The sequence below is a fragment of the Enterobacter sp. LM3 genome (assembly GCF_046622475.1).
In the GTDB taxonomy this organism is placed as follows: domain Bacteria; phylum Pseudomonadota; class Gammaproteobacteria; order Enterobacterales; family Enterobacteriaceae; genus Enterobacter; species Enterobacter cloacae_P.
In genome coordinates this window covers 282701-301863 of sequence record NZ_JBJURN010000002.1, presented here as the reverse complement: position 1 = coordinate 301863, position 19163 = coordinate 282701, and the positions used below count along the sequence as shown (strand labels likewise).

Below are 19163 nucleotides of genomic sequence, written 5' to 3'. Positions count from 1 at the left end.
GTGGGAGAGGACCGGGGTGCGGGCACCAGACCGCACCGTAACAACACTAGCTAAACACTACCTGCGCCCAGCGGGCAAGCCCTGCGGTTACCGAGCCGAAGTCATCGCCCCCGGCAATCGGGATCCCCGGCAGTTGTTCCGCCAGCGCTTTCTTGATCAGCGGCGAACGGGCGCTACCGCCGGTCAGGTAAATGATATCCGGCTTCTCTTTACCGTTCTCCAGGGCCAGTTGAACCTGCTCCAGAATACGCTGCAGAGGCTGGGTGAGTGCTGTTTCCAGCCCTTCCTGTGAAATCGCGGTTGCCAGCTCGTCGCGGATAAACGGTAACGATACCGCATGTTCAGGACGGTTGGAGAGGGCAATTTTGCTCTCTTCAGCGGTGCGCACCACGCGGTAGCTCAGACGCTGACGCCACACTTTGTACAGCAGCGCGACTTTGTCGGCGTCCTGGGCATCGCGCACCAGGTCATTCAGGTAGCGACCGTTGGCGGTGCTGTAAAAATCACTTTGCGCGGGAACATCGTTGATGGCGATAGCGTTCCACCACGGCAGGATCGGCAGGGCGATCCCTTTTTCCGTTTGTCCACCCATGCCAAGCAGCGGCATCAGGCTCCTGAACGCCAGGGCGATATCCAGATCGTTACCACCCACGCGGCAACCACTGTGTCCCAGCAGGCTGTTTTCACGGTCGCGACGCGAGTGCCATTGTGGCCCCATCAACAGCAGCGAGCAGTCCGTTGTACCGCCGCCGATATCCACGACCAGCACGCGTTTTTCTTCCGTCAGCGTGGCTTCAAAATCCAGCCCCGCAGCAACCGGTTCATACTGGAACACCACATCACGGAAACCTGCACGGTGCGCGGCACGCTCAAGGATCCCCTGTGCCTGTTGGTTAGCGTCGTCACCACCCAGCCCCTGGAAGTTGATCGGGCGGCCAATAACTGCCTGAGTGATTGCATCGGAAACCTGCGTCTGTGCCTGATTACGGATGTGCAGCATCATGGCGCACACCAGATCTTCAAACACTGCCACCTGCTGTGGCTTCAGGCCGCTGGCACCCAGGAAGGACTTCGGTGATTTAACGAAGTAAACCTCTTCCGGGTCGTCAATGTAATGTCCGAGCGAAGAAAGACCAAACTGCACGCTGGAAGGCGTAACGTCGATGTCTTCCTCGCGGTTAAAACTGACAGCCCGGCGTAGCAACGCCTGGGTTTCTGCGGCATTGGCCGGAACCTGATGATGGCGAAACAGCCATTCGCTGACCGCTTCGCGCGTGGGTGCGCAGAGCATTGACGGCAGCAGCGTGCTCTCTTTTTCCATTTTCAGGAGCTGTGGTTGCCCGTTTTGCATAACCGCAACCGAACAGTTTGCCGTACCGTAGTCAAATCCAATAAACACGTAGAAATCCCCATGCCAGTGAGAAGGGGCGAGACTTTAACGAAATGTCTTCCCGGCGACAACTGGAATATGAAAGCAAGGCGCAACAAGATCTTTCGGTTTATGCTGAGGGGAACATAAAAGGAGCAACAATGTATACCCTGACATGGCAACCCCCTTATGACTGGCAATGGATGTTTGGCTTTCTTGGCGTGCGTGCGGTAGCGGGCGTCGAAACTGTCACGGACGAATACTACGAACGCAGTTTTGCCTGTGAGGGACATCAGGGAATATTTCGCGTCACGCCGGATATCCGCACCCGTACGTTAGAGGTAACGTTCAGTGCGGGGCTGACGCCAGTTGCACAGACCTGCCTGGAGCGCATCGGACGTCTGTTCGATCTTGCCTGCGATCCGCAGCAAATTCAGGAGGCGCTGGGCGAACTCGGTGCTGCGCGGCCAGGCTTACGTTTACCGGGGGCAATGGATGCCTGGGAGCAGGGCGTGCGGGCGATTCTGGGGCAGCTGGTCAGCGTGGCGATGGCGGCGAAGCTGGCCTCGCGTGTTGTGGCGCTGTGTGGCAAACCGGTTAAGGATTCTCCGGGCTATGTCTGCTTCCCGACACCGGCAGCGCTGGCGGCGGCCGACCCACTGGCGTTGAAAGCTCTCGGGATGCCGGTCAGGCGGGCGGAGTCGTTGATTCATCTGGCGCAGTCCGTGGTCGACGGAACGTTTCCGCTTTTCCCGCCTGCGGATATTGAAGAATGCATGAAGGCGTTACAACAGCGGCCGGGGATTGGGCGCTGGACGGCAAACTACCTTGCCCTGCGCGGCTGGCAGGCGAAAGATGTTTTCCTGCCGGATGATTATCTGATTAAACAGCGCTTCGCCGGAATGACCCCGGCGCAGATCCGTCGATACGCCCAGCGCTGGCAGCCGTGGCGCTCTTACGCGCTGCTGCACATCTGGTATACCGACGGTTGGGTACCGTCAGTTGATAGCGAAATAGCTGGTATTCAGAAGTAATTCCAGCGGCTGTGGTTCGGCGATGGTGTCGCCGTAGATGAAGTCAATGCCGATACCGGAAAGGGTATCCATCATGATCGGCTGGTTGCTTGGCCCGGCGAGGGTTTTCATCCTCAGCCGCTGTGCATGGCCCTGAATAATGGCAACCATCATTTCATCCATCAGATTGCCGTGTATGTTCGTCACCATTTCTGCGTCCAGCATCAGATAATCGGCCATATTGGCGCTCAGGTGGTTAAAGACGTTCATGTCACGTCCTACCTGGCTGAGCACCACGCGACAGCCAGCATGACGGAGCTTTTGCAGCCCCTGCTGGACTCTCTCATCCGGGTTACGTACCACGTCGACAGCAATAACCAGATGCAGAAGACGACCCGGCAGTGTGCCTTTATCCAGAAGATCGAGCAACTCGTCGACCAGCGTGACGCTGGCTAAACCGGCTTCAGAAAGCGGCAGTGCCACTCCCATACCTTTACTGGCCACCTGCGCGGCATAGGTGCGGAAGAACTCGCTAAAAATACGTCGGTCGAGGGCGTGTAACAGTTCAGGCTCCGCCAGGCTCGAACGGAAGGCGTGCTCTTCCTGGACTTCGCCCTGGTTAGTCCACAGGCGTAATGAGATCAGCCAGAAATTACAGCTCTCCGGAATACGCGGGGAGGCGACGCTACGGGCAATCAACATCAGGTGATTGTCCTTGATCATATGCCACTGTTCATCAAGCGACATCATGCTGCGCGTGCTGTGGATCCGCTCCTGCTGCGGTTCGTAAACGGTGACGACACCACGCCCGTTGTTTTTCGAGGCATAGCAGGCGATGTCGGCCTGCGACATCACTTCCGACGCCTGATTGTTATTTTCATCAATCAGGGTGATACCGGCGCTGGCACCAATGCGGTGCAGACGTCCTTCCCACATAAAGTGGTAATTGTTGATGGCGTGGATCAGACGGCCTGCAATATAGCGTGCGCTTTCGATATTGCAGTCCGGCAGCAATAGCCCGAATTCGTCGCCGCCCAGACGTGCCAGGACGTCGCTTGAGCGCAGCATGGTCAGCATTAACGAAGAGAGTTCCCGGAGCAGGGCGTCGCCCGCCGCATGGCCTGCGGTATCGTTAACGGCTTTGAAGCGGTCGAGATCGATAAACACCAGCGCATGACGCTGGCGCGTCTCCTGCACGGTCTGCAACAGGCGTTTAAGGTGGTTTTCGAAGCTGACCCGGTTTGCCAGATGGGTGAGCGCATCGTGGGAGGCGCTGTAGCTCAGCTGACGCAGCATTTTGCGTGACTCGGTGACATCCTGAATCACCAGAACCGAGCCAATATTTTGCCCGTCCAGCGTACTGAGCGGAGTGATACTGTAATGGATATCAAAGCTCCCGCCAGTGCGACAGTTAAGCACCACATCCTGTTCAATCGCAGAACGGGACATATCGCCGCTGTGGATATTCTCCATCAGTGGGCCATTCTCACCAAACGTAATATGCAGCACCGTCAGGATCGGCTGCCCGATAGCCTCGGTTTGCAGCCAGCCGCTCATCTTCTCGGCGACGGGATTCATAAAGGTGACATTCATGTCGATATCGGTACACAACACCGCTTCACCGATGGAGTCGAGCGTGATGTGCAAACGCTCTTTTTCCTGGAACAGCGCTTCATTCAGCTGCTTAACTTCGGTCATGTCCATATTGATGCCAAGCAAGCGTTCAACTTCGCCCTGTTTATCCAGCACCCGGTTTGCCAGCGAACGAATATGACGTATGCCGTCCTTGACGCGAATACGAAACTCAAGCTTAAACGGCAGCCTGTCCATCAGCGAGTCGCGGATCACCTGTTCCACGTGGGCGCGGTCTTCTGGCACCATCGCCTCGTGCCAGAGTTGCCACGTCGGCTTGATATGCGGCGGAATTTCATACAGCTCGAACATCCGCTTATCCCAGCTGATGATGTCAGGCTCCAGATCCCACTCCCAAATCCCGATACCACCGGCTTCGTTAGCAAGGGTGATACGTTCCATCAGGCGTTTGTTGACCCACTCGGTCTGCTTGAGATCGTTAATGTCTTCAATCTGGGCGATAAAGTAGAGTGGGGAGCCGTCCGCATGGCGTACGACTGAAACAACAAGCAGCGCCCAGACGACCTCGCCATTGCGGGTGTAATAGCGTTTCTCAAGGCTGTAGTTATTGATATCCCCCCTCACAAGCTGTTCAAGCAGCTTCAGGTCGGAATTTAAATCTTCCGGCCACGTGAGCTGCTGGAAGGTGAGCGACTGAAGTTCTTTCTGGCTGTAGCCAAGAAAACTGCACAGCGCTTTGTTCGCCTGTAGCCACTGCCCTTCAACCCCCACCAGAGCCATACCGATGGCGGAATACTCCATTGCATTACGGAAACGCTCTTCGCTTTCGGTTATATGCTTACGTTCGGCACGAAATGCATACATCACCATCGTCATGACGTTGGCTGGCAGTAGCATCATCAGGAATGGCAGCCAGGGGGCATTCAGCATGGCGCTGGCATTCTGGGTTGCCAGCGGTAGGGGATTTCGGGCAATCATCAGCGAAATGACCATCACGGTGACTAAAAACACCAGGAAGGCTTCCATCCTCGGCAGACGCACGGCGCTCCACATGAGCAGGACGATGACGCAGGTAAACGGCCACGGTACCCAGGTTACGGCCACCCAGCTTAGCGTCAGGGTGGCGGCCATCGTCAGCAAGGTTTCCAGCAGCAGCTTCGGATTGCGGTGGCGAAGCAAATAGTGTGACTTAAAGAGCAGACCCAGTGGAACCAGTGCCAGCGAGCCAATGGATTCAGAAAGCACCCAGACCAGGAAGGTACGAAGTGGTTCCGGGCTGGGGATCAGAAAATGCACCAGTACCCCGCCCACCAGCGGTGGTATCAGCGCACTGCCGATCGCCAGACGGATCCAGTCACCCAGGTTTTGTAATGGGTTATACCAGGGCAGCCATTTGCGGAGTATGACCGCGCCAATAAAGGCTTCAATCAGGTTTATCGAGAGGTAGGTGAAGCTCGTTGCCTCCCAGGAAAAGAGCATCCAGGTGGCCAGAATATTGCCAAATGAACAGGCCAGCGCAATGCCAGGCCACATTTTTCCTGCGTGGCGGTAAAACGCCACCATCATAATGGCGGTGGGAAACCAGAGGGGAGCCAGCAGCGTGCCGGAGCGGGTGAGCTCCAGCGAGAACAACGTAAAGATGAAGGTGACCAGGCCCAGACAGACAAGTCGTAATAAAGGATGTGGGGTAGTAACCAAAACCCGCTGGTATTGTTTATTCATTACCGCTTTATCCAAAGACGCCATGCCGTCAGGAGCCAGGCCCGGACGAGAGAATTTAATAATTTGGCTTATGCTAGTACAAACAATTTACAATTCATATGGCGTCTGCTCATAATTTGACATCATAGAGTTATTAAATAGTTACTCTGCAAAAAATTCATATTAAACGCTGAAAAAATGTTCGTTTAAATTTCACTAAGGGATCGAAAAGGCACTTTTCAGCCTCTCTCGCATATCCTGCGCTTTCGACTGGTATCACGCCCACGAAATCCCTATAATTGCCGCGTTTGACGCTCCGGCGTCGTCCTTCCTTAACATCCAGGTCAATCAGGTCGCTAAATTTATGACTGATAAGTCTCATCAGTGCGTCATCATAGGCATCGCCGGCGCATCGGCTTCAGGTAAAAGTCTTATTGCCAGTACGCTTTACCGCGAACTGCGTGAACAAGTTGGTGATGAGCACATCGGCGTCATTCCCGAAGATAGCTATTACAAAGACCAATCCCATCTGTCGATGGAAGAGCGCGTAAAAACGAATTATGATCATCCAAATGCAATGGATCACAGCCTGCTGTTCCAGCATTTAGAAGCGCTTAAGAATGGCCAGGCGATTGAACTGCCTGTCTATAGCTACGTGGAACATACCCGCACGCAGGAAACGATTCGCATCGAGCCGAAGAAGGTGATTATCCTCGAAGGCATCCTGCTTCTGACCGACGCGCGTCTGCGTGAATCCATGAACTTCTCTATTTTTGTCGATACCCCACTGGATATTTGCCTGATGCGCCGCATTAAGCGCGACGTTAACGAACGTGGCCGTTCGATGGACTCTGTCATGGCGCAATACCAGAAAACCGTCCGTCCGATGTTCCTGCAATTTATCGAACCATCCAAGCAATACGCCGATATCATCGTGCCTCGCGGCGGTAAAAACCGCATTGCTATTGATATCTTAAAAGCGAAAATCAGCCAGTTCTTTGAATAAGCCACGCGAATTGTGTACCGTTCAGATATAACCTGGTTTTGCCCTGAGTCAGTAAACTCTCAGGGCACGATGCACGAAAGGAGAAAGTGCCATGCGTCTTTGTGATCGCGATATAGAAGCCTGGCTGGATGAAGGCCGCCTGTCTATTACCCCGCGCCCGCCGGTGGAGCGTATCAATGGTGTGACCGTTGACGTGCGTCTGGGAAATAAATTCCGCACCTTTAGCGGCCACACTGCACCGTTTATCGACCTCAGCGGGCCGAAGGACGAAGTCAGCGCGGCGCTTGACCGTGTGATGAGTGACGAAATTGTCCTCGACGAGGATGATGCGTTTTACCTGCATCCGGGTGAGCTGGCGCTGGCGGTGACGTTTGAATCCGTCACGTTGCCTGCGGATCTGGTTGGCTGGCTTGATGGCCGTTCTTCTCTGGCGCGTCTGGGGCTGATGGTACACGTGACCGCGCACCGTATCGATCCAGGCTGGTCGGGCCGTATCGTGCTGGAGTTCTTCAACGCCGGTAAACTACCGCTGGCACTGCGCCCGGGTATGATGATTGGCGCGCTGAGCTTTGAACCCCTGACAGGTCCGGCAGAGCGTCCTTATAACCGCCGTCAGGATGCAAAATATCGCGACCAGCAGGGTGCGGTTGCCAGTCGTATTGATAAAGACTGATCGTTAGTCCACTGAGGATGCCATGAGAAGAGTTCTGACAACGCTGATGATATTGCTGGTGGTGCTGGTTGCTGGCCTTTCAGCGTTGGTTCTGCTGGTTAACCCTAATGATTTCCGTGCCTATATGGTGCGGCAGGTTGAAGCGCGCAGCGGTTATGAACTGAAGCTGGATGGGCCGCTGCGGTGGCACGTCTGGCCGCAACTCAGCATTCTCTCAGGCCGTATGTCGTTAACCGCACCGGGGGCCACTCAGCCGCTGGTATCGGCCGATAACATGCGTCTTGATGTGGCGCTGTTCCCGCTCTTTTCACACCAGTTGCAGGTAGACCAGGTGATGCTGAAAAGCGCGGTCATTCAGCTTACCCCACAAACTGAAGCCGTGCGAAACGCGGATGCGCCGGTTGCACCACGTGAAAACACCCTGCCAGATGGGGCGTCTGATACAGGCTGGTCATTTGATATCGGTAAACTGAAAGTGGCCGACAGTGTGCTGGTTTTCCAGCATGAAGATAATGATCAGGTCACTGTACGCAACATTAACCTGAAGATGGAGCAGGACGCGCACCATCGTGCCACGGTGGATTTCAGTGGACGAGTAAACCGCGATCAGCGCGATCTGACCCTGTCGCTGAATGCCAGCGTGAATGCGTCGGATTATCCGCACCAGCTCACGGCAGATATTCAGCAACTGAACTGGCAACTGACGGGGGCCGATGTTCCTGCTCAGGGAATTACCGGCCAGGGAACGTTGCAAGCCGTATGGCGTGAAGAACAAAAACAGCTGGAGCTGGATAACCTTAACCTGCAGGCGAACGACAGCAGCCTGAAAGGGCAGGCGAGTGTTTCTCTTGAACAGAAGCCGAAATGGGTGCTGAACCTGCAGTTTGATAATCTGAACCTGGAGAACCTGCTCGTGACCCAGGCCGCCGCGCCGGACAGTGATGTGCAGCAATCGGGGCAGAGTCAGATGAAACAGACGCGCCCGGTTATCTCCTCCAATATTGATCAGCCAGACTATAACGGTCTGCGCGGGTTCACGGCAGACATTCTGCTGAAAGCCAACAGCGTGCGCTGGCGCGGCATTGACTTTACCAATGTGAGCAGCCAGATGTTTAACCATAACGGGTTGCTGGTTGTCTCCGAGCTGAGCGGCAAAATGGGGACCGGGCATGTTTCTCTGCCTGGCTCGCTGGATGTGCGTACAGAACCCGCCAGCGCGGAGTTCCAGCCGCGTCTCGACAACGTTGAGATTGGTACGATCCTGAAAGCCTTTAACTACCCGATATCCATGACGGGGCAGCTGACGCTGGCCGGGGACTTTTCCGGGGCGAAGATCGATGCTGACGCCTTCCGCCGCGACTGGCAGGGGCAGGCTCATGTTGAGCTAAAAGACAGCCGTATGGAAGGACTCAACTTCCAGCAACTTGTTCAGCAGGCGGTTGAACGCAGCAGTAACGTCCAGGCCCAGGAAAATTACGACAGCGCAACGCGTCTCGATAGCTTTACCAGTGACCTGACGCTGGACAACGGGCAGCTCTCTCTGGGCGGCATGCAGGGCTCTTCATCCCTGTTGTCGTTAACGGGCGAAGGCTCGCTGGATCTGGTGAAAGAGACGGCAGATACCCGTTTTAACGTGCGTGTGCTTTCCGGCTGGCAGGGTGAAAGCAAACTGGTCGACTTCCTGAAAGAGACGCCGATCCCGCTTAGCGTGTACGGCAAATGGCAGGCGCTGAATTACAGCCTTCAGGTGGATCAGATCCTGCGTAAGCATCTGCAGGATGAAGCCAAACGTCGGCTGAACGACTGGGCGGATCGGAATAAGGATTCACAGACAGGGAAAGATGCGAAGAAGCTGCTCAATAAGCTTTGATGTCTGTTGTGCCGGGTAAGGCGTAGCCTCCACCCGGCTTTTTTACACCTCAAAATCCATCTCTTCCTCATCGCGTAGCGGTATTAACCGTACCTTCTGCACGCGATGGTTCTCCACCTGTAATGTCTTAATCAGATAATCCCCGACCTGTACCTCTTCACCGGGTACCGGAATGCGCTGCAGATATTCCATCAACAAACCGGCAATGGTGTGGTACTCACGTTTCTCATCCAGAGGCAGGGGAACATACTGGATCAGGTCTTCAAGCGGCATATGGCCGTTGGCCGTCCATGAACCGTCCGCATTTTTCTGAATGTCATGGCGCGCATCAATTTCATCTACCTCGTTGGGGAGATTACCGGCGATGGTTTCCATTACGTCGCTGAGCGTGACCAGCCCTTCAACCGAACCAAACTCATCCACCACAAAAGCAAAATGGGTGCGCGCGTTACGGAACTGCTCCAGCGCCGAGAGCAACAGCAACGTTTCCGGGAACACCAGCGGCTGGCGCACCAGTGCGCGCAGATTGAGTGGTTCGCCGTGCAGCTGTTGTTGCAGCAGGTCGATAACATGCACGACGCCCAGCAGCTCTTCTTCCTCTTCTTCCCCAGTGACGACCACGCGGGTGTGCTGGTTTTTATCCAGCAACGCGCGGATTTGCTCTTCCGGGGCGGCCAGATCGATATGTTCAATGTCATGGCGTGAGGTCATGATACTGCTGACTGAACGCTGGTTCAGATTGAGCACCCGCTCAATCATCCGCCGCTCCTGCGGGTCAAAAATCTGCCCGTCGCTGTGATCGGCGAGCATCGCGGAGGATGCGGCATCCAGCTCCGCATCTTCTTTTTGTCCGCTGAGCAGGCGCATTACCGTGTCGGCAGTGCGCTGGCGCAGACTCTGGTTAGCAGACAGAAAACGACGGCGGTTGAAAATCGCCAGCTGGTTAAGCGATTCAATCATGACCGAGAAACCAATGGCGGCGTACAGATAGCCTTTTGGAATGTGGAATCCGAAACCGTCGGCCACCAGGCTAAAGCCAATCATCAGCAGGAAGCTCAGACAGAGGATGACGATGGTCGGGTGGCTGTTCACAAACCGTGTCAGCGCTTTGCTCGCCATGACCATCAGTACAATGGCGATAATCACGGCGGCCATCATCACGGCCAGATGGTCTACCATCCCGACGGCAGTGATGACCGAGTCCAGCGAGAAGACCGCATCCAGCACCACAATTTGCGCGACCACTGGCCAGAATTTAGCGCCCCGGCGCTGGGTGGGGTTTTCACTGTCTTTCCCTTCAAGCCGCTCATTCAACTCTACCGTGGCTTTGAACAGCAGGAACAACCCACCAAAAAGCATGATCAGATCGCGGGCGCTAAAGCTCAGGTTGTAAACGGTAAACAGCGGCGTGGTCAGCGTGACCAGCCAGGAGATTGACGCCAGCAGCAACAGTCGCATCACCATCGCCAGCAGCAAACCCGTCACGCGCGCCCGGTCACGCTGCGAAGGTGGCAATTTTTCGGCGAGGATGGCGATAAAGACCAGATTATCAATACCGAGTACTAATTCGATGACGACCAGCGTAACCAACCCGGCCCAGAGTGATGGATCGGCAATCCATTCCATAGTAATAGCAATACCTTCTGTTATATGACCAATGTCACACTTTGATCATGGATAAAACCAGAGGAAATTGCAATGCCAGGGTGAGATTTCTCTTAATAAGCGGGAGAAAAAGAAAATATGCTGAGAATACTGTAAATAAGGTAAAGGCGTATATTTGATTATTAAGTGAGATATTTAGGATATATCGCAATTAATGATTTTAATGTGTTTTTTGTCAATATAAAGAAAATCCTAAAATGTGAAAAATTTGCTCTTAATATTATTCTTAAAAATAGTTATCAGGGCGGATGTCTTCTTGCCTGCTATTAGGTTAGCTGCAACAATTCCCTCAGCATCAAATGTTAAATCTCCTTGTTGCTATTATTGTTCCGGTCTTTAGTCTCGGTTATTCATTATCAGCAACTTCTCTGAAGTGGTTGGTATATTTGCTATAAGACCTGATTCAAGAGGGTGTCTTTCCATAACATATTGTTTAGTCAGTAGATTGGTAACTGAAAGCCAAGGGCGGTAGCGTGCCCGGACGCGAGTGAATCAGCCTCGATTATTCTGTCAATAGCCAGTGGGTGAATAAGCTTTTTTTAGGACTGATGCCAGTTATATTTCTATTTGATTAACTGCATGCTGAAAGCCAAAAGACCCGGGCTTATTTAAATTTCACAGGGTAATTACTCTGCCAAAGTGATAAATAATCAATGATGAAATCCAAAATGAAATTGATGCCATTATTGGTGTCGGTGACCTTGATGAGTGGTTGTACGGTCTTTCCCGGCAGCAATATGTCAACAATGGGCAAGGATGTGATCAAACAGCAGGATGCTGATTTTGACCTCGACAAAATGGTGAATGTTTATCCGCTGACGCCGCGTCTGGTCGAACAATTACGCCCACGTCCAAATGTTGCCCAGCCGAATATGTCTCTGGACCAGGAAATAGCCTCTTATCAGTACCGCGTAGGGCCAGGAGACGTGATCAACGTGACCGTCTGGGACCACCCGGAACTGACGACTCCGGCGGGCCAGTATCGCAGCTCAAGCGATACCGGGAACTGGGTGCAGTCTGACGGGACCATGTTCTATCCCTATATCGGCAAAGTGCATGTTGCAGGGAAAACGCTCGCCGAGATCCGTAGTGATATTACCGGCCGCCTGGCGCAGTACATTGCTGACCCGCAGGTGGACGTTAATATCGCCGCATTCCGCTCGCAGAAAGCCTATATCTCCGGGCAGGTGAACAAATCTGGCCAGCAGGCCATTACCAACGTCCCCCTCACCGTGCTGGACGCCGTTAACGCCGCAGGCGGTTTAACCGACGGCGCTGACTGGCGTAACGTGGTACTCACGCATAACGGCAAAGAGCAGCGCATTTCCCTGCAGGCGCTGATGCAAAACGGTGACCTGACCCAGAACCGTCTGCTCTATCCGGGCGATATTCTCTACGTACCACGCAACGACGATCTGAAAGTGTTCGTGATGGGCGAAGTGAAGAAGCAGAGCACCCTCAAGATGGACTTCAGCGGTATGACCCTGACCGAAGCGCTGGGCAATGCGGAAGGCATCGATCTGACGTCCTCCAACGCCAGCGGTATCTTTGTGATCCGTCCACTGAAGAACGACGCCAGCGCCAAAGGCAAGATTGCCAATATCTACCAGCTGGATATGTCTGATGCGACGTCTTTGGTAATGGCAACGTCGTTCCGCCTGCAGCCATACGATGTGGTGTATGTCACCACCGCGCCAGTTGCCCGCTGGAACCGCCTGATCAACCAGTTGCTGCCAACCATCAGTGGCGTTCGCTACATGACGGATACGGCGCGCGACATTCATACCTGGTAACCCGCGATGTTTAACAAAATTCTGGTGGTATGCGTGGGGAACATTTGCCGTTCCCCGACGGCGGAACGGTTGCTGAAAAATTATCAGCCCGGACTCACCGTTGACTCCGCAGGGCTTGGTGCGTTGGTCGGTAAAAGTGCCGATGAACGTGCCACCAGCGTTGCCAGCGGTCACAACCTTTCCCTTGACGGGCACTGCGCCCGCCAGGTCTCCGGCCGGATGTGCCGGGAGTATGACCTGATCCTGACGATGGAAAAACGCCACATTCACGCGCTGTGCGACATCGCGCCGGAGATGCGCGGCAAGGTGATGCTGTTTGGTCACTGGGACAATGAACGTGAAATCCCCGATCCGTATCGCAAAAGTCGTGAGGCGTTTGAAGCGGTATACACCTTACTTGACCAGTCTGCCCGTCAGTGGGCGCAGGCACTGAAAGCTCAGCAGGGATAACAATGACAGAAAAAACAAAACTTTCTGCCGCCCCGACTTCGGGCAGTGATGAAATTGATATTGGTCGCCTGGTCGGCACCGTTGTAGAAGCGAAGTGGTGGGTGATTGGGATCACCGCCGTATTTGCCGCTGCGGCGGTTGTCTATACGCTGTTCGCGACGCCAATCTACAGCGCCGATGCGCTGATGCAGATTGAGCAGAACACCGGTAGCTCGCTGGTGCAGGACATTGGTTCCGCGCTGGCCAACAAGCCTCCGGCATCAGATGCCGAAATTCAGCTTATCCAGTCGCGTCTGGTACTCGGTAAAACGGTCCACGACCTGGGGCTGGATATTTCCGTCACCAAAAATACCTTCCCGGTATTTGGTGCGGGCTGGGATCGCCTGATGGGTCGCAGCAATGACACCGTGAAAGTGGTGGATTTTGTGCTGCCGAAAGGGGGCGCGGATCAGACGTTTACCCTGACCGTGCTGAGCCCGAAACAGTATCAGTTGACCAGCGATGCGGGCTTTAGTGCGCGGGGTGAAGTGGGGCAGATGCTCACCAAAGACGGCGTCAGCATGATGGTGAGCAGCATTCAGGCGCAGGAAGGGGGTGAGTTTACGGTCACCAAATTTTCCACGCTGGGGATGATCAATAATCTGCAAAATAACCTGACCGTCACCGAAAATGGTAAGGACACCGGCGTTCTGAGCATGACCTTTACCGGTGAGGATAAAGATCAAATCCGCGACGTACTCAACAGCATTACCCGCAACTACCTTGAGCAGAACGTGGAGCGTAAATCGGCGGAAGCGGCAAAAAGCCTGGCCTTCCTGGCGAAACAGCTGCCAGAGGTGCGCGCTCATCTGGATGATGCAGAGAATAAACTGAATGCCTATCGTCAGGATAAAGATTCCGTTGATTTACCGCTGGAAGCAAAATCGGTTCTCGATTCAATGGTTAACATTGACGCACAGCTCAACGAACTGACCTTCAAAGAAGCCGAAATCTCCAAGCTCTACACCAAACGTCACCCGGCCTACCGCACGTTGCTGGAAAAACGCCAGACGCTGGAAGAAGAGAAGGCGAAGCTGAATAACCGCGTGACCGCGATGCCAAAGACGCAGCAGGAAATTGTGCGTCTGACCCGCGACGTGGAATCTGGTCAGCAGGTGTATATGCAATTGCTGAATAAACAGCAGGAGCTGAAAATCACCGAAGCCAGCACCGTCGGCGATGTGCGTATCGTTGACCCGGCAATTACCCAGCCTGGTGTGCTGAAGCCGAAGAAAGCGCTGATTATTCTCGGCAGCATTATTCTTGGCCTGATGCTTTCCATCGTCGGCGTATTGCTGCGCTCGCTGTTCAACCGTGGTATCGAAAGCCCACAGGCGCTGGAAGAGAATGGCATCAGCGTGTATGCCAGCATTCCTCTGTCCGAGTGGCAGAAATCGCATGACAGCGTCAAAACCGTGAAGGGCGTTAAGCGTTACAAACAGAGCCAGCTTCTGGCGGTGGGTAACCCCACTGACCTGGCGATTGAAGCGGTGCGCAGCCTGCGAACCAGCCTGCACTTTGCCATGATGCAGGCTAAAAATAACGTCCTGATGATGACCGGTGTAAGCCCGTCGATTGGTAAGACATTCGTCTGTGCCAACCTGGCGGCGGTGGTGAGCCAGACCAATAAACGCGTGCTGCTGATCGACTGCGATATGCGTAAGGGTTACACCCACGAGCTGCTGGGCACCAACAACGTCAACGGCTTGTCGGAAATCCTGCTCGGTAAAGGGGAGATTAGTGAAAGTGCTAAACCGACCTCGATCCCGAAATTTGACCTGATCCCGCGTGGACAGGTACCGCCTAACCCCTCTGAATTGCTGATGAGTGAGCGCTTTAGCCAACTGGTGGCGTGGGCGAGCAAACACTACGACCTGGTGCTGATTGATACACCGCCAATTCTGGCCGTCACCGATGCTGCCGTTGTGGGCCGCCATGCAGGTACCACGCTGATGGTGGCGCGCTATGCGGTGAACACCATCAAAGAGGTGGAAACCAGCCTGAGCCGTTTTGAACAGAACGGTATTGAGGTGAAAGGGGTGATCCTGAACTCCATCTTCCGTCGCGCGAGTGGTTATCAGGATTACGGGTACTACGAGTACGAATATAAATCGGACAGCAAATAAAAGTTCATCCCCCCCTCACCCTAACCCTCTCCCAAAGGGAGAGGGAATATTATCCCCCTCTCCCTTTGGGAGAGGGCAGGGGTGAGGGCATCGAACTCATTCGGGAAAGACCATGACCACACAACGCCCTTTGATTTCTATCTATATGCCGACATGGAACCGTCAGCAGCTGGCGATCCGCGCAATCAAATCCGTACTACGACAGGATTATGATAACTGGGAGCTGATCGTCGTTGATGACTGTTCTTCCTCGTATGAACAGTTGCAGAAATTTGTGTCTGATCTCAACGATCCGCGCGTGATGTATACGCATAACGCCATCAACTCCGGGGCGTGTGCGGTGCGTAACCAGGCGATTATGCAGGCGCAAGGGCAGTATTTGACCGGTATTGACGATGATGATGAATGGACGCCAAATCGTTTGTCGATCTTCCTGTCGCATCAACAGCAGCTGGTTACGCACGCTTTCCTGTATGCCAACGACTATGTCTGCCAGGGTGAAGTCTACTCTCAGCCCGCGAGTCTGCCGCTGTACCCGAAATCTCCGTACTCACGCCGTCTGTTTTATAAGCGCAATATCATTGGCAATCAGGTGTTTACCTGGGCATGGCGCTTTAAAGCGTGTCTGTTTGATACCGAACTGAAGGCCGCGCAGGATTACGACATCTTCCTGCGGATGGTGGTGGAATATGGTGAACCGTGGAAAGTGGAAGAGGCCACGCAGATCCTGCACATCAACCATGGGGAGATGCAAATCACCTCCTCGCCGAAAAAATTCTCGGGCTACTTTCACTTTTACCGCAAGCACAAGGACAAGTTTGACCGTGCCAGCCGGAAGTATCAGCTCTTTACCCTCTATCAAATCCGCAATAAGCGCATGAACTGGCGCACGCTGCTCACGCTGTTTTCCGTGCGCAATGGTAAACGCCTGGCTGATGGGCTTCGGGGGAAATAATGTTTCTGGAAGATTGCCGCGCAAACAGCTGGAGCCTGCGCCCATGCTGCATGGTTCTGGCATACCGCATCGCGCACTTTTGCTCGGTGTGGCGCAAAAAAAATGTGCTGAACAATATCTGGGCGGCACCGGCTCTGGTGCTGTACCGCATCATCACCGAATGCATTTTTGGTTATGAAATTCAGGCTGCCGCGACCATTGGCCGCCGCTTCACCATTCACCACGGCTATGCAGTGGTGATTAATAAATTTGTGGTTGCGGGTGATGATTTCACCATTCGCCACGCGGTGACCATCGGCAACCGTGGGCCGGACAGTCTGGCGTGCCCGGTTATCGGCAATAACGTCGAGCTGGGAGCCAACGTGGTGATCATTGGCGACATTACTATCGGCAATAACGTCACCGTGGGTGCAGGTAGCGTGGTGCTGGACAACATTCCGGATAACGCACTGGTGGTGGGAGAAAAAGCCCGGGTGAAGGTGATCAAATGAACATTCTGCAATTTAACGTGCGCCTCGCGGAAGGCGGGGCGGCCGGTGTAGCGCTGGATCTGCATCAGCGTGCGCTGCAAAAAGGATTACAGTCGCGCTTTGTCTACGGCTACGGCAAGAGCGGCAAGAAAAGCGTTAGCCACGATAACTATCCGCAGGTGCTGAAGCAGACGCCGCGCCTGACGTCTATTGCTAACATTGCACTGTTTCGTCTGTTTAACCGCGATCTGTTCGGTAACCTGAATAACCTTTATCGCACCGTAACGCGGACCACCGGCCCGGTGGTGCTGCATTTTCACGTGCTGCACAGCTACTGGCTGAAGCTGGAAGAGGTGGTGGCATTTTGCGAGAACGTGCAGGCGCATAAACCGGACACCCGGTTTGTCTGGACGCTGCACGATCACTGGAGTGTGACCGGACGCTGCGCGTTTACCGACGGCTGTGAAGGGTGGAAAACGAACTGTCAGAAATGCCCGACGCTGACCAACTATCCACCCGTCAGCATTGATCGCGCATATCAGCTGGTAGAGGGAAAACGTCAGCTGTTTCGCGACATGATCTCGCTTGGCTGCACGTTTATCTCCCCAAGCCAGCACGTGGCGGACGCATTCAACAGTCTGTACGGCGCAGGGCGCTGTAAAATCATTAACAACGGTATCGATGTGGCGACGGAAGAGATTCTGGCGGAGCTGACGCCGGTGGCGGAAACCACGGGCAAACCGAAAATTGCTATTGTCGCGCATGATTTGCGCTACGACGGTAAAACCAATCAGCAACTGGTGCAAGACATCATGGCGCTGGGCGACAACATTGAACTGCATACCTTCGGTAAGTTTTCCCCGTTCATCGGGGCAAACGTGGTGAACCACGGGTTTGAAACTGACAAGCGCAAACTGATGAGCGCCCTGAACGGCATGGACGCGCTGGTGTTTAGCTCACGCGTGGATAACTACCCGCTGATCCTGTGCGAAGCGCTCTCGATTGGTGTGCCGGTGATTGCCACCCACAGCGATGCGGCGCGTGAAGTGCTGGAAAAATCGGGCGGGAAAACCTTCGCGGAGCAGGAGGTATTGCCGCTGGTGCAGATGACGAAGGCCGATATTGCGCAAGCCGTGTTTGGCACGAGCCTGGAATCGTTCCGCAACCGCAGTCGCAAGGCCTACAGTGGACAACAGATGCTGGAGGAGTATGTCTCGTTCTATCAGAATCTGTAGTTATCTGCTGCTGCCGCTGATTTACCTGCTGGTCAACGTCAAGATTGCTCAGTTGGGTGAAAGCTTCCCGATTACCATCGTGACCTTCTTGCCCGTTCTGCTTTTGCTGTACGTCGAGAAAATCAACCTGAAGAAGTTGATGATTGCGCTGGGTATCGGGTCAGGGCTGACGGCCTTTAACTACATCTTTGGTCAGTCGCTGGATGCCAGTAAATACGTCACCTCCACCATGCTGTTTGTTTATATCGTCATTATTATTGGCATGGTCTGGAGTATTCGCTTTAAAACGATATCACCGCACAATTATCGGAAAATCCTCAGGTTCTTTTATATTGCCGTTGCGTTAATTGTTATGCTTGCTGCACTGGAGATGGCGCAAATTATTTTGACCGGTGGCAGTAGCCTGATGGAGATCATTTCGAAATATCTCATTTACAGTAACAGTTACGTTCTGAACTTCATTAAGTTTGGCGGAAAGCGTACCACCGCACTCTATTTTGAACCGGCGTTTTTTGCTCTGGCATTAATCTCAATTTGGCTCAGCATCAAACAGTTTGGTATCAAAACGCCTAAGACCGATGCTATGATTCTTGCAGGGATTGTTCTGTCAGGATCGTTTTCCGGGGTAATGACATTTATCTTGTTTTACCTGCTGGAGTGGGCGTTCCAGTATCTGAACAAAGAGGCGATTAAGAAAAAATTGCCGCTGGCGATTATTTCCCTGACGGTGTTTATGGTGGGTGTGATATTTGCCTTCCCATACATCTCTGAACGTCTGGGAGATTTGGGAACAGAAGGTTCATCATCCTATTATCGCATCATCGGACCGCTGGTGATGGTGGGTTATTCCTTAACCCACATTGATGGTGTAGTAAGATTCGGCTCACTTTATGAATATGTTGCATCATTCGGAATCTTTAACGGTGCGGACGTCGGTAAAACCATAGACAATGGCCTGTATCTGTTAATTATTTATTTTTCGTGGTTCGCCCTGTTGTTGACATTGTGGTATCTGTTTAACGTTTTCAAAATGATGATTAACGCGTTTGGTGATAACCAAAACTTTCGCGTGCAGCTTTATCTTTTTACGCCCGTGTCGCTGTTTTTTACAGGGTCAATATTTAGCCCGGAATATGCATTCTTAATTGTCTGTCCGTTTATTTTGCGCAAGGCGCTAAATATTACGAATTCATGACGAGGTGATT

The 19163-nt window shown here is 53.6% G+C and carries 14 protein-coding genes; 11 read left to right on the top strand and 3 right to left on the bottom strand.

The genetic code is table 11. The features are described from left to right. Window positions 1–46 precede the first annotated feature (46 nt). Window positions 47–1399: a molecular chaperone gene (yegD, locus tag ACJ9N4_RS03545; RefSeq protein WP_182918657.1), complete on the bottom strand. Its 1353-nt coding sequence runs from the start codon at window positions 1397–1399 to the stop codon at window positions 47–49. A 131-nt stretch (window positions 1400–1530) separates the two neighbouring features. On the opposite strand from yegD, the gene alkA reads away from it, so the two are divergent. Continuing rightward, window positions 1531–2403, top strand: coding sequence for a DNA-3-methyladenine glycosylase 2 (gene alkA, locus ACJ9N4_RS03540; RefSeq protein WP_182918656.1), 873 nt, complete (start codon window positions 1531–1533; stop codon window positions 2401–2403). On the opposite strand, the gene ACJ9N4_RS03535 is transcribed toward alkA, so the two are convergent. After that, window positions 2368–5697 carry a diguanylate cyclase gene (locus tag ACJ9N4_RS03535; RefSeq protein ID WP_182918655.1) on the bottom strand — a complete coding sequence of 1110 codons (3330 nt, stop codon included), beginning with the start codon at window positions 5695–5697 and terminating at the stop codon, window positions 2368–2370. The two genes, alkA and ACJ9N4_RS03535, sit on opposite strands and share 36 nt — an antisense overlap. Before the next feature lie 343 nt (window positions 5698–6040). Between ACJ9N4_RS03535 and udk the strand changes: the two genes are divergently transcribed. The 3 genes from udk to asmA all read left to right on the top strand — a co-directional run bounded on the left by udk (window position 6041) and on the right by asmA (window position 9225). Then, window positions 6041–6682 carry a uridine kinase gene (gene udk, locus ACJ9N4_RS03530; protein ID WP_182271995.1) on the top strand — a complete coding sequence of 214 codons (642 nt, stop codon included), beginning with the start codon at window positions 6041–6043 and terminating at the stop codon, window positions 6680–6682. A 91-nt stretch (window positions 6683–6773) separates the two neighbouring features. Next, window positions 6774–7355 (top strand): dCTP deaminase, encoded by a 582-nt coding sequence (gene dcd, locus ACJ9N4_RS03525; RefSeq protein WP_411500252.1) that lies wholly within the window; start codon window positions 6774–6776, stop codon window positions 7353–7355. A gap of 22 nt (window positions 7356–7377) precedes the next feature. After that, window positions 7378–9225: an outer membrane assembly protein AsmA gene (gene asmA / locus ACJ9N4_RS03520; protein WP_196390226.1), complete on the top strand. Its 1848-nt coding sequence runs from the start codon at window positions 7378–7380 to the stop codon at window positions 9223–9225. A 42-nt stretch (window positions 9226–9267) separates the two neighbouring features. Here asmA and ACJ9N4_RS03515 read toward each other — a convergent pair whose 3' ends face one another. Then, window positions 9268–10851: a TerC family protein gene (locus tag ACJ9N4_RS03515; protein ID WP_182271992.1), complete on the bottom strand. Its 1584-nt coding sequence runs from the start codon at window positions 10849–10851 to the stop codon at window positions 9268–9270. Between the two features lie 692 nt (window positions 10852–11543). Here ACJ9N4_RS03515 and ACJ9N4_RS03510 point away from each other — a divergent pair. The 7 genes from ACJ9N4_RS03510 (at window position 11544) to wcaD (ending at window position 19153) form a co-directional block, all read left to right on the top strand. Then, window positions 11544–12683 carry a polysaccharide export protein gene (locus tag ACJ9N4_RS03510; protein ID WP_182271991.1) on the top strand — a complete coding sequence of 380 codons (1140 nt, stop codon included), beginning with the start codon at window positions 11544–11546 and terminating at the stop codon, window positions 12681–12683. Between the two features lie 6 nt (window positions 12684–12689). Next, a complete protein-coding gene (gene wzb, locus ACJ9N4_RS03505) occupies window positions 12690–13133 on the top strand; it encodes a low molecular weight protein-tyrosine-phosphatase Wzb (protein ID WP_411500251.1) in 444 nt (147 codons plus the stop codon). 2 nt (window positions 13134–13135) lie between these two features. Then, window positions 13136–15298 carry a tyrosine-protein kinase Wzc gene (wzc, locus tag ACJ9N4_RS03500; RefSeq protein WP_411500250.1) on the top strand — a complete coding sequence of 721 codons (2163 nt, stop codon included), beginning with the start codon at window positions 13136–13138 and terminating at the stop codon, window positions 15296–15298. Between the two features lie 112 nt (window positions 15299–15410). Further along, window positions 15411–16253: a colanic acid biosynthesis glycosyltransferase WcaA gene (wcaA, locus tag ACJ9N4_RS03495; protein ID WP_182271988.1), complete on the top strand. Its 843-nt coding sequence runs from the start codon at window positions 15411–15413 to the stop codon at window positions 16251–16253. Next, window positions 16253–16744 (top strand): colanic acid biosynthesis acetyltransferase WcaB, encoded by a 492-nt coding sequence (wcaB, locus tag ACJ9N4_RS03490; RefSeq protein WP_182918652.1) that lies wholly within the window; start codon window positions 16253–16255, stop codon window positions 16742–16744. The genes wcaA and wcaB overlap by 1 nt, the downstream gene beginning before the upstream one ends. After that, complete coding sequence (gene wcaC / locus ACJ9N4_RS03485; protein ID WP_395121677.1) at window positions 16741–17958, top strand: colanic acid biosynthesis glycosyltransferase WcaC; 1218 nt, start codon at window positions 16741–16743, stop codon at window positions 17956–17958. Before wcaB ends, wcaC begins: the two co-directional genes overlap by 4 nt. Then, window positions 17933–19153, top strand: a complete 1221-nt coding sequence (gene wcaD / locus ACJ9N4_RS03480; RefSeq protein WP_182271985.1) for a colanic acid polymerase WcaD — start codon at window positions 17933–17935, stop codon at window positions 19151–19153. The genes wcaC and wcaD overlap by 26 nt, the downstream gene beginning before the upstream one ends. The last annotated feature ends 10 nt before the right edge of the window (window positions 19154–19163 follow it).